At 42.8% G+C, this 13,702-nt stretch carries 17 protein-coding genes; 5 read left to right on the forward strand and 12 right to left on the reverse strand.

Going from position 1 to position 13,702, the window contains the following annotated elements:
• Positions 1-59 precede the first annotated feature (59 nt).
• On the forward strand, positions 60-551 hold the full coding sequence (locus PV763_RS09485) for a hypothetical protein (protein ID WP_420937754.1): 492 nt from the start codon (positions 60-62) through the stop codon (positions 549-551).
• A 51-nt stretch (positions 552-602) separates the two neighbouring features.
• Here the strand turns inward: PV763_RS09485 and PV763_RS09490 are convergent, their stop codons facing one another.
• From PV763_RS09490 to PV763_RS09535, 10 genes are all read right to left on the reverse strand, one after another.
• A complete protein-coding gene (locus PV763_RS09490; protein ID WP_004732608.1) occupies positions 603-1,022 on the reverse strand; it encodes a F0F1 ATP synthase subunit epsilon in 420 nt (139 codons plus the stop codon).
• A gap of 27 nt (positions 1,023-1,049) precedes the next feature.
• Complete coding sequence (atpD, locus tag PV763_RS09495) at positions 1,050-2,444, reverse strand: F0F1 ATP synthase subunit beta (RefSeq protein ID WP_004644863.1); 1,395 nt, start codon at positions 2,442-2,444, stop codon at positions 1,050-1,052.
• A 26-nt stretch (positions 2,445-2,470) separates the two neighbouring features.
• Complete coding sequence (gene atpG / locus PV763_RS09500; RefSeq protein ID WP_004644862.1) at positions 2,471-3,340, reverse strand: F0F1 ATP synthase subunit gamma; 870 nt, start codon at positions 3,338-3,340, stop codon at positions 2,471-2,473.
• An 89-nt stretch (positions 3,341-3,429) separates the two neighbouring features.
• On the reverse strand, positions 3,430-4,974 hold the full coding sequence (atpA, locus tag PV763_RS09505; RefSeq protein ID WP_004644861.1) for a F0F1 ATP synthase subunit alpha: 1,545 nt from the start codon (positions 4,972-4,974) through the stop codon (positions 3,430-3,432).
• 45 nt (positions 4,975-5,019) lie between these two features.
• Positions 5,020-5,556 carry a F0F1 ATP synthase subunit delta gene (locus PV763_RS09510; RefSeq protein ID WP_420937755.1) on the reverse strand — a complete coding sequence of 179 codons (537 nt, stop codon included), beginning with the start codon at positions 5,554-5,556 and terminating at the stop codon, positions 5,020-5,022.
• A gap of 12 nt (positions 5,557-5,568) precedes the next feature.
• Entirely contained in the window at positions 5,569-6,039 is a 471-nt protein-coding gene (locus tag PV763_RS09515) for a F0F1 ATP synthase subunit B (protein WP_004280990.1), read from the reverse strand.
• Positions 6,040-6,078: 39 nt separating this feature from the next.
• On the reverse strand, positions 6,079-6,324 hold the full coding sequence (atpE, locus tag PV763_RS09520; protein ID WP_000424060.1) for a F0F1 ATP synthase subunit C: 246 nt from the start codon (positions 6,322-6,324) through the stop codon (positions 6,079-6,081).
• Positions 6,325-6,409: 85 nt separating this feature from the next.
• Positions 6,410-7,285, reverse strand: coding sequence for a F0F1 ATP synthase subunit A (gene atpB / locus PV763_RS09525; RefSeq protein ID WP_004644859.1), 876 nt, complete (start codon positions 7,283-7,285; stop codon positions 6,410-6,412).
• Between the two features lie 110 nt (positions 7,286-7,395).
• A complete protein-coding gene (locus PV763_RS09530; protein WP_004280982.1) occupies positions 7,396-7,788 on the reverse strand; it encodes an ATP synthase subunit I in 393 nt (130 codons plus the stop codon).
• Between the two features lie 174 nt (positions 7,789-7,962).
• A complete protein-coding gene (locus PV763_RS09535; protein WP_420937756.1) occupies positions 7,963-8,799 on the reverse strand; it encodes a metal ABC transporter solute-binding protein, Zn/Mn family in 837 nt (278 codons plus the stop codon).
• Between the two features lie 146 nt (positions 8,800-8,945).
• Between PV763_RS09535 and PV763_RS09540 the strand changes: the two genes are divergently transcribed.
• Genes PV763_RS09540 through znuB form a run of 3 tightly spaced genes read left to right on the forward strand, consistent with a single transcriptional unit; the run spans position 8,946 to position 11,011 of the window.
• On the forward strand, positions 8,946-9,443 hold the full coding sequence (locus PV763_RS09540) for a transcriptional repressor (protein ID WP_004280980.1): 498 nt from the start codon (positions 8,946-8,948) through the stop codon (positions 9,441-9,443).
• Positions 9,425-10,207 (forward strand): zinc ABC transporter ATP-binding protein ZnuC, encoded by a 783-nt coding sequence (gene znuC, locus PV763_RS09545; RefSeq protein WP_420937757.1) that lies wholly within the window; start codon positions 9,425-9,427, stop codon positions 10,205-10,207. The genes PV763_RS09540 and znuC overlap by 19 nt, the downstream gene beginning before the upstream one ends.
• A gap of 3 nt (positions 10,208-10,210) precedes the next feature.
• On the forward strand, positions 10,211-11,011 hold the full coding sequence (gene znuB / locus PV763_RS09550) for a zinc ABC transporter permease subunit ZnuB (RefSeq protein WP_004280978.1): 801 nt from the start codon (positions 10,211-10,213) through the stop codon (positions 11,009-11,011).
• Between the two features lie 74 nt (positions 11,012-11,085).
• Here the strand turns inward: znuB and PV763_RS09555 are convergent, their stop codons facing one another.
• The gene (locus tag PV763_RS09555; protein ID WP_004732616.1) at positions 11,086-11,706 is read right to left on the reverse strand and encodes a LysE family transporter; all 621 of its coding nucleotides are present in this window, start codon (positions 11,704-11,706) and stop codon (positions 11,086-11,088) included.
• A gap of 160 nt (positions 11,707-11,866) precedes the next feature.
• Between PV763_RS09555 and PV763_RS09560 the strand changes: the two genes are divergently transcribed.
• Entirely contained in the window at positions 11,867-12,787 is a 921-nt protein-coding gene (locus tag PV763_RS09560) for a Dyp-type peroxidase (protein ID WP_420937758.1), read from the forward strand.
• A gap of 42 nt (positions 12,788-12,829) precedes the next feature.
• On the opposite strand, the gene PV763_RS09565 is transcribed toward PV763_RS09560, so the two are convergent.
• Positions 12,830-13,702 carry a hypothetical protein gene (locus tag PV763_RS09565; RefSeq protein WP_420937759.1) on the reverse strand — a complete coding sequence of 291 codons (873 nt, stop codon included), beginning with the start codon at positions 13,700-13,702 and terminating at the stop codon, positions 12,830-12,832.

Consider the following 13,702-nt stretch of genomic DNA (forward strand, 5'->3'; position numbering starts at 1 on the left):
AAGTCCAATGATTCTACGAATACACCTAACTTTTTCAACTAACTACAAATGTGTCGCACTTGAGATTTGAATCTGCGAAATTAAAAAATATCCTGGAATTTATAAAGGAAGGTGAAAAGTTAGCATCAGGAACATTACTAAAAATCTTCAAGAATCAAAACAACTTAGAAATAGGTGGTGAATTACTCAATGCTTTAGATAAAGTCTATTTAATCCATCAATCTAAAATGCTCGCTCGTTTAGCTCTTTTATATGATGCGAAAGAAATAAATCGTGAAAATTTTTTAAGATATGCTCATATTATTCCTCAATTTACATCGTTTTTATTAGAAGGGTTAGAAAAAGCCTACTTATCATTTGAAATGAACAAATTCGAGAAGGATTACCGCCTTACGAATAATGAATGTAACTTTTCAGCATCTGAATTAGAAAAGTTTGGTTTTTTGTACGTAGTAGCTACATTTGGTTCTGGCAATAATTATGGTAGAGAAAAAGACTTAATCTTTTTTTATGAACACATATATAAAAACAAACATGATAAGAACCTATGAACCATAAAAAAACCACCCTTTCGGGTGGTTTTTTCAATCTCAAACCGTCTCTTATTGAGCGCGGTTTTTGATTTTGCGGATCGTTTCCAACTGTGCAGCAGTTTCTGCAAGAGCAGCCAAAGCAGCAGCAGCGTCCAAATCGCTCTTTTGATTCGCAAGCAATGCTTCAGCGTGTTTACGCGCTTCAACAATAGCTGCTTCATCTAAGTTTTCTGCACGGACTGCAGTATCTGCAAGAACCGTAACAACATGCGGTTGAACTTCTAGAACACCACCAGATACATAGATCAACTCTTCTGTACCGTTTTCCAAAATAACGCGGATCGCGCCAGGTTGGAGCAAAGTTACCAGCGGAGCATGGCCAGGCATAATACCCAACTCACCGCCAGCACCTTTTGCAATTAGCATAGTTATAGTGCCTGAGTACAAAGACTCCTGAACACTTACAACATCACATTGCATAGTCGCCATGAGAATCTCCTAAATTAGAGTAGCTAATTAAAGTTTCTCGGCTTTAGCAATAACTTCGTCAATACCACCAACCATGTAGAACGCTTGTTCTGGGATGTGATCGTATTCACCAGCTAGAAGACCTTTAAAGCCACGAATCGTTTCTTTAAGAGATACTAATTTACCAGGAGCACCAGTAAATACTTCAGCTACGTGGAACGGTTGAGAGAAGAAACGCTGGATTTTACGCGCACGGTAAACAACCAGTTTATCTTCTTCAGCAAGCTCGTCCATACCAAGAATCGCGATGATGTCTTTAAGCTCTTTATAACGTTGCAATACGTTCTGTACAGAACGTGCAATTTCATAATGCTCTTGACCAACAACTAACGGATCTAACTGGCGTGAAGTTGAGTCTAGTGGATCGATCGCTGGGTAAATACCAGAAGATGCGATGTCACGGCTCAATACAACAGTTGCGTCTAAGTGAGCAAACGTTGTAGCAGGCGATGGATCTGTTAAGTCATCGGCAGGTACGTATACCGCTTGGATTGACGTAATAGAACCAGACTTAGTCGATGTAATACGTTCTTGAAGAACACCCATCTCTTCTGCAAGTGTAGGCTGGTAACCTACTGCAGATGGCATACGACCTAGAAGTGCTGATACTTCAGTACCCGCTAGTGTATAACGATAGATGTTATCTACGAACAATAGTACGTCACGGCCTTTACCGTTTTCGTCTTTCTCATCACGGAAATATTCAGCCATAGTAAGACCAGTCAACGCTACGCGTAAACGGTTACCCGGTGGCTCGTTCATCTGACCGTAGACCATTGCTACTTTGTCTAGAACGTTAGAATCTTTCATTTCGTGATAGAAGTCGTTACCTTCACGAGTACGCTCACCAACACCAGCAAACACAGATAAACCTGAGTGAGCTTTCGCGATGTTGTTGATCAACTCCATCATGTTTACAGTTTTACCAACACCGGCACCACCGAACAGACCAACTTTACCACCTTTCGCAAACGGGCAAAGTAAGTCAATGACTTTAATACCAGTTTCTAAAAGGTCAGTAGAAGCCGCTTGTTCTGCATAAGAAGGCGCTTGACGGTGAATTGGTAAACGCGCTTCAGTCGCAACAGGACCAGCTTCGTCGATCGGGCGACCAAGAACGTCCATGATACGGCCTAGAGTCGCTGTACCTACTGGTACAGAAATCGGCGCGTTAGTGTTAGTTACGTTCAAACCACGCTTAAGGCCTTCAGTAGAACCCATTGCAATAGTACGAACTACGCCATCACCAAGCTGTTGCTGAACTTCTAAAGTAGTTTCAGTACCATCTACTTGGAGAGCGTCATAGATCTTAGGAACGCTGTTGCGTTCAAACTCGACGTCGATAACCGCGCCGATGATCTGAATGATACGACCGCTATTCATTGCTGTCTCCTCAATTCAAAATAATGTTAAACGGCAGCGGCACCACCAACGATCTCAGAAATTTCCTGAGTAATCGCGGCTTGACGCAGCTTGTTATAAATAAGTTGCAGGCTCTTAATGATCTCGCCTGCGTTGTCTGTCGCTGCTTTCATAGCGACCATACGTGCAGACTGCTCACATGCGATGTTTTCAATCACACCTTGATACACCACAGACTCGATATAGCGAACCAACAAGCCATTTAAAAGCTCTTCAGCTTCAGGCTCGTAGATATAATCCCAACCGTATTGACGGTTCAGATTCTTGTCTTCTTCAGCAGCAGCCAAAGGAACAAGTTGTTCGATCTTTTGATTTTGAGTCATGGCATTGACAAAGCCGTTTGACACCAGATAAATACGATCTAACTCGCCTTTATCATAAGCATCCAACATCACCTGTACAGAACCAGATAACTGCTCAAGACTTGGGGCATCGCCGACTTGCGTCGTCGCACCAAGCACTTTACCGCCGTAGTTTTTAAAAAACGAAACCGCTTTTTGACCAATTAAAGCAAATTGAACTTCAATTGACTGCTCTTGTTGCTGTTGAACGTGTTTAACCACTTTCTTGAACAGGTTAATGTTCAAACCACCAGCAAGGCCACGATCTGAAGACACAATGATATAGCCAACGCGCTTAACCGGGCGTTCAACCATATAACGGTGTTTGTATTCAGGGTTCGCTTGGACCAAATGAGCAATTACACGGTGCATATTTTCGGCATACGGACGGCCTTGAGCCATGCGCTCTTGCGCACGACGCATCTTAGAAGCTGCTACCATTTGCATCGCTCGAGTAATCTTCTGCGTGCTCTTGATACTAGCTACTTTGGCGCGAATTTCTTTTAAATTTGCCATACGCTTAACCTAGTATTCGAAAGCCCTTGCGAGCTTCCGAAGGTTGATTCCGTGAACCAAACCGACACTAAATTCAACAGAGGTTGAAATTAGTAAGTTTGAGTCGCTTTAAAGCTTTCAATACCTGCTTTGATTGCAGCTTCGATGTCTTTGTTGTAATCACCAGAGGCATCGATTTGTTGCATTAACGCAGCATGTTCTGAACGGAAGTAAGAAATCAACGCAGCATCAAAGTCTACGATTTTCTTAACGTCTACGTCAGCCATGTAGCCTTCGTTAGATGCATAAATTGAAACAGCTTGGTCAGCAATTGAGTATGGAGCATATTGTTTTTGCTTCATTAACTCAGTTACACGTTGACCATGTTCAAGTTGCTTACGAGTTGCTTCGTCAAGATCAGAAGCGAACTGAGCAAATGCTGCCAATTCACGGTATTGCGCCAAAGCAGTACGGATACCACCAGACAATTTCTTGATGATCTTAGTTTGCGCTGAACCACCAACACGAGATACAGAGATACCCGCGTTCACAGCAGGACGAATACCTGCGTTGAATAATGATGTTTCAAGGAAGATCTGACCATCAGTAATCGAAATTACGTTGGTTGGTACGAATGCAGATACGTCACCCGCTTGAGTTTCAATAATCGGCAATGCAGTTAATGAACCAGTTTGGCCTTTAACTTCACCGTTAGTGAATTTCTCAACGTAGTCAGCAGATACACGAGAAGCACGTTCAAGTAGACGCGAGTGTAGATAGAACACGTCACCTGGATACGCTTCACGACCTGGTGGACGGCGTAAAAGCAATGAAATTTGACGGTAAGCAACAGCTTGCTTAGACAAGTCATCATAAATGATTAACGCATCTTCACCGCGGTCACGGAAGTATTCGCCCATTGTACAGCCAGAGTACGGAGCTAGATACAGCATTGCTGCTGGATCAGCTGCAGCTGCTGCTACAACAGTTGTATACGCCATAGCGCCAGTTTCTTCTAGCTTGCGTACCACGTTAGCGATAGTCGATTGTTTTTGACCGATTGCTACATATACACATTTAATGCCAGAGTTTTTCTGAGCGATGATCGCGTCGATCGCCATTGCTGTTTTACCAGTTTGACGGTCACCAATGATCAACTCACGTTGACCACGGCCTACAGGGATCATTGTATCTACTGATTTATAACCAGTTTGTACAGGTTGATCCACTGATTGACGCCAAATTACGCCTGGTGCTACTTTTTCAACAGCATCAGTTAATTTTGCATCAATAGGGCCTTTACCATCAATCGGGTTACCCAAAGCATCTACTACACGGCCTAAAAGTTCTGGACCAACCGGAACTTCTAATACACGACCTGTGCAACGCGCTTTTTGACCTTCTTGAAGGCTTAAGTAGTTACCTAAAACAACGACGCCCACTGAATCCTGTTCTAGGTTCAGTGCCATACCGTAAAGGCCGCCGTCGAATTCGATCATTTCACCGTACATAGCGTCAGCTAAGCCGTGAATACGCACAATACCGTCGGAAACCATAACAATGGTTCCTTCGTTCTTAGCGGTTGCGCTGGTGTCCAGATCGCCGATACGCTGTTTAATGAGCGCACTGATCTCGGATGGATTCAGTTGTTGCATTGCGCTATACCTCAATCTTTTTAAAGTTCAGTCTTCTAAATGCAATTAAGCAAGAAGACGAGTACGCATTTTTTCAAGCTTGTTAAGCGCAGAATCATCTATCACTTGGTCGCCTGCACGAATAACTACACCAGCAATCAGCGCCGGGTTAACTTCTACAGAAACATTTACGGCAGCTTCGAATTTCTTCTCTAATGCATGCGCAAGTAATTGTTCTTGTACTGAAGTTAATGGGAATGCAGATTCAATTACTACATCCACAGTATTGTTATTCTGTGATTTAAGCTGCTCATATTCTGCTGCAATCTCAGGAAGAAGAACCAAACGGTTATTCTCTGCAAGCAATGTCAGGAAGTTAGACACTGCTGCAGTTTGGTCTTCACCTAAAACTTTCGCAAAAAGAGCCACCTGCTCAGCAGGTGTAAGCTCAGGGCGATTTAGATAAGCTGAAAATGCTTCGTCTTGCACCGCAGCACTGAGCAATTCAAGTGCTGTTGACCAAGAGTCAGTTGCACCCTGCTCAGAAGCGTAAGCAAATGCTGCTTTAGCGTATGGGCGTGCCAACGTCAAGAGTTCAGCCATAATCCGCCTCTCTTAAAGTTTAGCAGCCAGCTGAGTCAGCATGGCATTGTGAGCTTCTGCATCAACTTGCTGGCTAAGAATTTTCTCAGCACCAGTTACTGCAAGAGCAGCCACTTGTTGACGCAATTCTTCGCGAGCAGCATTGATTTCAGTATCAACAGCTTCTTTAGCCTGTTGACGAATACGCTCACCTTCAGCCGCAGCTTGGGTACGCGCTTCTTCGATCAATTGTGCACCACGACGGTTCGCTTGTTCGATCAATTGAGCCGCTTGTGCTTTTGCCGCGTCTAACTCAGCTTTCACTTGTGCTTGCGCATCTGCAAGGTCAGCCTTCGCTTTTTCAGCAGCATTTAAGCCATCAGCGATTTTACGCTGACGTTCACTAATCGCATTGATTAGTGGTGGCCATACAAACTTCATGCAGAATGCGACAAAAATCGCAAACGCAATCGCTTGGCCAAACAATGTGAGGTTGATATTCATTGCAAATTCCTCAAATAGTGAATTTCGGAATTAAGCTGATTAACCTACAAATGGATTAGCGAAGATGAAGAACAAGCCAATACCAACACCGATCATAGGCACAGCATCAAGAAGACCCGCGATTAAGAACATACGAGTTTGAAGTTGTGGAGCCAATTCTGGTTGACGAGCTACAGCTTCAAGGAAACGGCCGCCTAGAAGACCAAAACCAATCGCAGTACCTAAAGCACCGAAAGCGATCAAGATAGCAGATGCAATTGCAACTAGACCTAAAGTGAGTTCCATGATAATTCCTCAGAGGTTAGGTTTTATACCAAATTAAGTTAAAAAATTGTGTGCCCAACCATCCGTTGACAGTTAGGCAATACCATTAATGCTTTTCGCTTGCCATACTCATGTACACGATAGTCAACATCATGAAAATGAATGCTTGTAGCGTAATAATCAAAATGTGGAAAATCGCCCAAGGCACAGACAACGCCCACTGGATCCAGAACGGTAATAACGCGATAAGAATGAAGATTAACTCACCCGCATACATGTTACCGAACAGTCGTAGAGCCAATGAAACTGGTCGCGCCAAGAAAGTAGTCAATTCCAACAATAAGTTGAATGGAATTAAAAGCACTTTAGCAACTGGATTACTTGGGTTAAATGGGTTCAGTGCTAACTCACCAACGAAGCCGCCAACACCTTTCTCACGAATACTATAGAAAATAATTAAGAAGAATACAGAAATAGACATACCGAGGGTAATGTTTGGATCTGTAGTCGGAACAATTTTAAAGTAAACCTGATGAGGGTCTACACCCAGCATAGAAGCAATCGCGTGTTGAGCTACATAAGGAATAAAGTCAACAGGGATCAAATCCATCAAGTTCATGAGGAAAATCCACACGAAAATGGTTAATGCTAAGGGTGCAATTAATCGAGACTTCCCGTGGAAGGTATCACGTACACTTGAATCTACAAACTCGATAATCATTTCAATTGCAGACTGGAACTTGGTAGGAACACCAGCATTAGCCGCTTTCGCAACCAACCAGAACAACAAACAGAAAATCAGACCCAGTCCGATAGACCAACCCATTGAATCCAAGTGAATAGCAGTGAACCCCATCTGTTGAGCTTCAGCACCGCTCTCGGCCAATTTCCACGTACCGTCCGGCATTTTGCCATAGGTCATGTTGGTCAAGTGATGCTTGATATACTCGGTCGAAGTAAGGGCATGTTCTTCAGCAGCCATAAATCACACCTGGTCAATGTCAAAAAACTAATAGAACAAACGAATATCGCGTGCTGCTTGATATCTCGCCTGCTCCTGAAAAACTTTTCAATTTCTTGTTGTGCTTATACTCATTTTTGTAGACGTGACGCCCAAAACGGAGCGACCCACGACATGGCTTGAACAAGTATAAAACCACAAAACAACGCCACCGCTGACAACGGTTTAACATTGCTTAAAATTAAAATGAAACCAACAATCACAATGGCAAACTTTCCCATCAAGCCTTTATACATGTTCGAAAGAACTTGTTTAGACGCGCGGGCTCCTGCTGCTCGAAACGATTGCCACGAAAAATAACAAGTCGCGAGCCAACATACCAGTGCACCTAATGCTGCACTCAAGGCTGCGGTTGAGTCTTTCACGACCCAGCCGATCAAGGCTGAAACAGGGATCATACAGGCTTGCAGGAGGACCAAAGCTTTCGCTAATCGTCGGTCAATCAAGCGACTAGTTCGGCTCATTATTTATTCACTCACAGCAATCATGCTTGACAAGTTTAACAGGTGATTATTTTTAATCGCAGGCATTATAGAGTTACACCCCTGAACATGCAATCTTTTCCCGACCTTAGTCGTGTTTTTTTAAATCGGGTCACTGCTGTTAAACTAATCAAAATCTGTCTATTTTTTAAATCATTAGCGTGCATTTAGTACACATTTCTGGGTTTCTGTGGCCAATTGCTGCCAAGCCTGCACAAAGTTCCCTGCCCCGCTCATGCTTTCATCGACATGCTGGAACAGTACCGGATTGAGTTTGCGATACTGGTTTTCACTGGCATGACCTTCGGCCAGCAGACACATTTTGCGCTGTGGACGATGATCCTGCAAAAACTTGATTTGCGCCACGGTTGGCGAGACATGCGGATCATCGGTCAGTGCCCCCATAAATTTTAAATTAAGTGAGCGCTCAAGATACTGGTAGGCATCGTGATAAGACCAATAAGGTTTGGCTTTGTTGCTTGAACTATAACGCTGGGCCGTCGCAAACATGTTTTGTGCAAAGTCACGGGCATTTTTCCAGTAGCGTTCACGATGCTCTGGCAGTTGCTGCGAACGTAACGCTGCAATAAAGAAACCAATCCGCACTGCATTATTCGGGTCGAGCCAGACATGCGTGTCAACGGTATTTTTTAAGGCCTCGCCACGTGGATTACGCATCGGCAAGGTGGTCAAAATCCCGGAGTCTAAAAGTGCGATACCTTTATTACTTTCATTCAGCACTTTCGCTAAGGGTGCTTCATGCGCCTGCCCCAACCAGATCACCAGTCCTGCATCCTGAATAGTTTTTCGATGCGCCGGAGTCAGACTCACATCATGTCCACTTTGGTTAGCCAGTAATAAAGTCGGCTGTTCCACACCCTGGGTAATTTTCTTGGCAATCAGATAGATCGGCTGCGTAGACACCACCAGACTTTGTGACCAACTGAGTGTACTGAACAATGCGAGCAGACTGATTGCAAGGAGACGGAACATGAGTAGAAATCACTTAAAAACGATAAAATCAGGAAGTGTTATAATATAACAAAAATACAAAAATACCTATGCCCAATCGAAACTCAGAACGCTTCATGTTAAGATTTGAAATCTATTAATTTTCAGTTTCGCACTTGAGGTGAACTATGGGTTCCTGTTCGCACGAACACCACAACGCATTGCACGGCGTGCACGACCATCCCAATGTCGCACAACGTCTTGCTGAAGCGGAAAGTCTTTGTGCAGCAAGCGGCGCACGCCTTACACCTTTACGTAAAGAAGTGCTGGAACTCATTCTGAATGCGCATGGCCCGATGGGCGCCTATGATCTGCTGGCACAAATGAAAAATGCCAGCGATCGTCCTGCAGCACCACCAACGGTGTATCGCACTCTGGATTTTTTATTAAGCAAAGGGCTGATTCATCGCCTGACCTCGATCAATGCCTATATTCCCTGTTGCCATCCACGTGAAGGGCATCAGGCCGCTTTTTTAATCTGTACCGAATGTAAAGCCGTCAAAGAAGCGTCGGCTCAGGGCCTGCTCGATCAACTCGATGCACTGGCCAGCTCTGACGACTTCACGGCACATCACAGCATTATCGAAATTTCAGGAATTTGTCAGCAGTGCCGCAACAAAGCTTAAGTGCCTCTCCCCTGATTCAGCTCTCCAGGATCTGGGTCAAAATCGATGAGCGCGACATCTTAAAAGCCATTGATTTCTCGTTACAAGAGAAAGAAATTGTCACACTGATTGGTCCCAATGGTGCTGGTAAATCGACCTTAATTAAAGTCATGCTGGGCATTTTGAAACCGCAATCAGGTGAGATCAAGACTGCGCGCAAACTCAAATTCTCTTATGTGCCACAGAAATTCAATCCCTCACATAGCTTGCCACTACGGGTGAAAGATTTATTGGCACTAGAAAAGTGTCCGTCCGAGATTAAAACCGAAATTATTCGCGATACCGGCATTAGTAAACTGCAAGATTCTAAAGTGCAGCAGTTGTCTGGCGGCGAACGTCAGCGGGTGCTATTGGCCCGCGCCTTATTACGCCAGCCGGACATTTTAGTCCTCGATGAACCGATGCAAGGTCTGGACATCCAGTCCGAAGCTGAACTGTATGAATATGTGCGTAACTTGCCGGAAAAATATGGCTGTGCCGTACTGATGGTTTCACATGACCTGCAATGGGTGATGCAAGGTACGACTCGAGTCGTGTGCTTGAACAAGCATATCTGCTGTAGTGGGCTGCCGGAAAGCGTGCAGCAACATCCCGAATATCAGGCAATTTTTGGCACCAATCGAGTGTTCTATCAGCATCATCATGATCATTGCGCGCATGGCGATTCTGCCACTCCCTGTCAGCATGATTCACGCCCTCATATTCACCCCGAGCCGGAAGCTTAAACCATGATGGATTGGTTACAACTCCTTTTACCTGCATGGATCATGGGAACGCTGTTGGTATTTCTGACTGCTCCGCTGGGCTGTCTCATGCTCTGGCGGCGTATGTCATTCTTTGCCGATACCATGGCACACGGTACTTTACTCGGTGTTGCCATTGCTGGAGCTTTAAGTTTACCGCTCTGGATGGGAGTCACTTTTATTGCCTTATTATTGGTAGGTATTTTGTGGGTGCTGCATGATCCGCGCCTACCCAATGATGCTTTGCTGGCCTTATGTTCAGCAACACTGCTTTGCTCGGGATTATTGTTCATTCAGCATTTACCGAGTTTAAGACCGGAACTTCTCAGCTATCTATTTGGTGATCTACTAACGATTTCTTGGACGGACTTACCCACCTTTGCCATTGTGATTATTCTGGCCTTAGCCGTCCTCTATAAAAGCTGGCAAGCGCAGATTCAAATCGCGATTGATCCGGACATGGCGGTCAGTGAAGGTGTAAATGCCAAATGGCAACGCCTGATCTTTATGTTGTTATTGGCATTGTTTACCGTGCTTGCGCTGAAAGCAGTCGGTTCACTCTTGATGGGGGCATTACTGGTGATCCCTGCCCTGACTGCACGATTACTTGCACACTCACCCAAACAAATGGTGATCTGGGCATTCGTGATTGCGCAAATTGGGGTGACCGTGGGCCTATGGTCGAGTGCCGGTCTCAATACTTCGACTGGTTTAACCATTGTACTGACCATGGCGGTGCTATTTGCACTGATCTTCTGTGTGCAGAAGTTTAAAAAGCTGAATTAATCTTTCTGTTAAATCATTATGATTTTCTAATGATCTATTCCGCCTCTCTCCTTTAAGGAGAGAGCAAAGACTCTTTATTGATGCACCAAACTCAATAAAAATGCAGCGCCGGCAAATAACCCGGCAAAAGTCCGGTTCATGACTTTTTGTTGTTTCGGCGATCTAAGCAGCCTTAAAACTTTAGCAGCCAATCCGGTATAACCCGCCATCACAATCAGATCAATCGTCACCATTGTCGCAGCCATAATCAAATACTGAATCCATTGTGGCTTAGACAAATCCAGAAATTGCGGCAAGACGGCCAGTAAAAATACGATGGCTTTAGGATTACTCATATTAACTAAGAAACCATGCAATACCAGTTTCCCTGCAGATTTTCTTGTCAATTCATGTTTAATTTCGATAGATTGTGCAGGTGCTTTCCATTGTAAAACTGCCAAATACAATAAATAGCCGACACCAAACCATTTCACTACTAAAAATGCCCATGGGGTTGTCGCAAACAAGACTCCCACGCCTGCCGCAACCACTGCAATTTGTACCAGTAATGCCAGTTGCAGACCCAGCGCATTCCAGTAACCATGCCGAAAACCATAATTTAGTCCGCTCGACATGGAAGCAATTGCACCAGCGCCCGGAGAGACACTAATGACCCAGCAGGCTAACATATAGGCAAACCACATTTGATAGGACATGAACATTTCACTCAGCAAAACCCACCCAATATTATATGAATCTTCCAATAAAATCAGGCTAAAAACCTGCTTAAATATAAGGCATTGCACTATTCACTCTGTCTAGCTTCAGGCACAATATGTACATTAAAAACAGGATCTATCCTTACAGGAGCCATGAATGACAGCCCAATCGGTAATCTTGCCACTTCCTTCAGATCATGCTCGCTTTATTGTGTTACGTCTTAAAGATTTGAGTATTGAGAAATTAAAAGAACAACTCGAACATTTGTTTACTTCTCGTGATCGGCTGATCACGCAACACCCCCAAGCACAAATTAAAACAGGCGTAGCTTTTGGTCCTGAACTGTGGGCAAAACTTTATGATCAAGCTCCTGCAGGCTTTAAACAACTCGAGCCGATTCAAGGTTCATTTGAAATGCCTGTGGTTCCGGCAGATGTGTTAATTCATATTGCCAGTGCCCGTGCTGATATCTGTTTTGCGCTCAGTCAGGCTTTTTTTGAAGGCATTCAGGATCAGGTTCAAGTACTGGATGAACGGGTTTGCTTCCGCTATTTTGATGGTCGTGACATAACTGGCTTTATTGATGGAACTGAAAATCCGCAATTCCCGGATGATCGTGCTGAAGTCGCGTTATTAGGTGAAAATTGGGGTATTTTCCAAGATGGTTCATTTATTTTTGCCCAGCGTTACGCGCATAACCTGGAAAAATGGAAAAAGCTAAAAGTTGATACTCAGGAACAGGTTATGGGTCGTACCAAGCTTGAATCTATTGAATTGGATGATGAGGTCAAACCTGAAAATGCGCACGTAGCACGTACTGTAGTGGAAGATGAAGAAGGTGAAGAAATGGAGATCCTGCGTCATTCTCTACCTTATGGTGACGGACGTGGTGACCAGGGGCTATTCTTTATAGCTTATACCAAAGACCTTACGATTATTGATGCTATGTTAGAACGTATGTTCGGTACCTCTGGCGATAGTATTCATGACCGTCTGCTGCATTTCGTAACCCCATTGGATGGCGCATATTACTTTGCGCCGAGTGAGGAGTTGCTGGAAGAGGTTTTGGAAGGGTAAAAGAAAAAGCCGGTGGAAGCCGGCTTTTTAAATTAATTATTCTTAGAATGAGAATTCTTTTTTATTATTTCCTTCAAAATATTTTATGTTTAAATTACCATCAATATTTACATTTTTTCCTGCATAAATATATTTTTCTGAAATTAAATTAAAATTTTTAACTTTCATAATCCTTAAATTAGCTCCCTCTTCATCAAAAAATGGAGATACTATTAAAAAGAAATCTTTTTCCCCTTTCAGAAAAACACTCATTCCATCTTGAGGGTTAATAAAATTATACTTATTTAATATTTTTTGCGAAGATATTAATCTCAAGTTATTACATTGATTTAATTTAATATTATTTATACACTTAAAATGAATATCAGATGAATAGGGCAACTTAGAAAATTCTTCAATACCATTTAATCTTAAGCCCTCTATTTTATTTACACGTCCTTTTTCAAACTTATAACATTCATTTTCAATATTAATATTATTATTTTCTAAAAAGTAGGTAGTCCCTGATAAACAAACTTTATTATCTTTTTTATTATATTTTATAATAGCAGGATCATCATTAATTTCCCTTAAATTACCATCGACAAAATTACCTACCATCTGAGGCACAGGAATTACTTTTTTTTCTAGAGGATCTAATATAACTATCAGCTTAACAACTCTACTTTCACCTTTACCTGTACTTCTATTATGATTTAAAATTAATAATATTTTATTATTTGAAAAATTAGGCAAATCTTTAATATGTTGATTATAGATTTCAATCTTGTTTCTAGAACAAAAATCAACAACTTCACTTTCAAAATAACATCTTGATACATTATTTGATGTTATTAATATATTTTCTTTTGGGTATGTACAACTTGAAAATAATAAACCATTAAAAAACAATGATAAAATTAATTTGGATTTCAT

It is taken from the genome of Acinetobacter sp. AS5 (assembly GCF_048957595.1).
Classification (GTDB): Bacteria; Pseudomonadota; Gammaproteobacteria; order Pseudomonadales; family Moraxellaceae; genus Acinetobacter.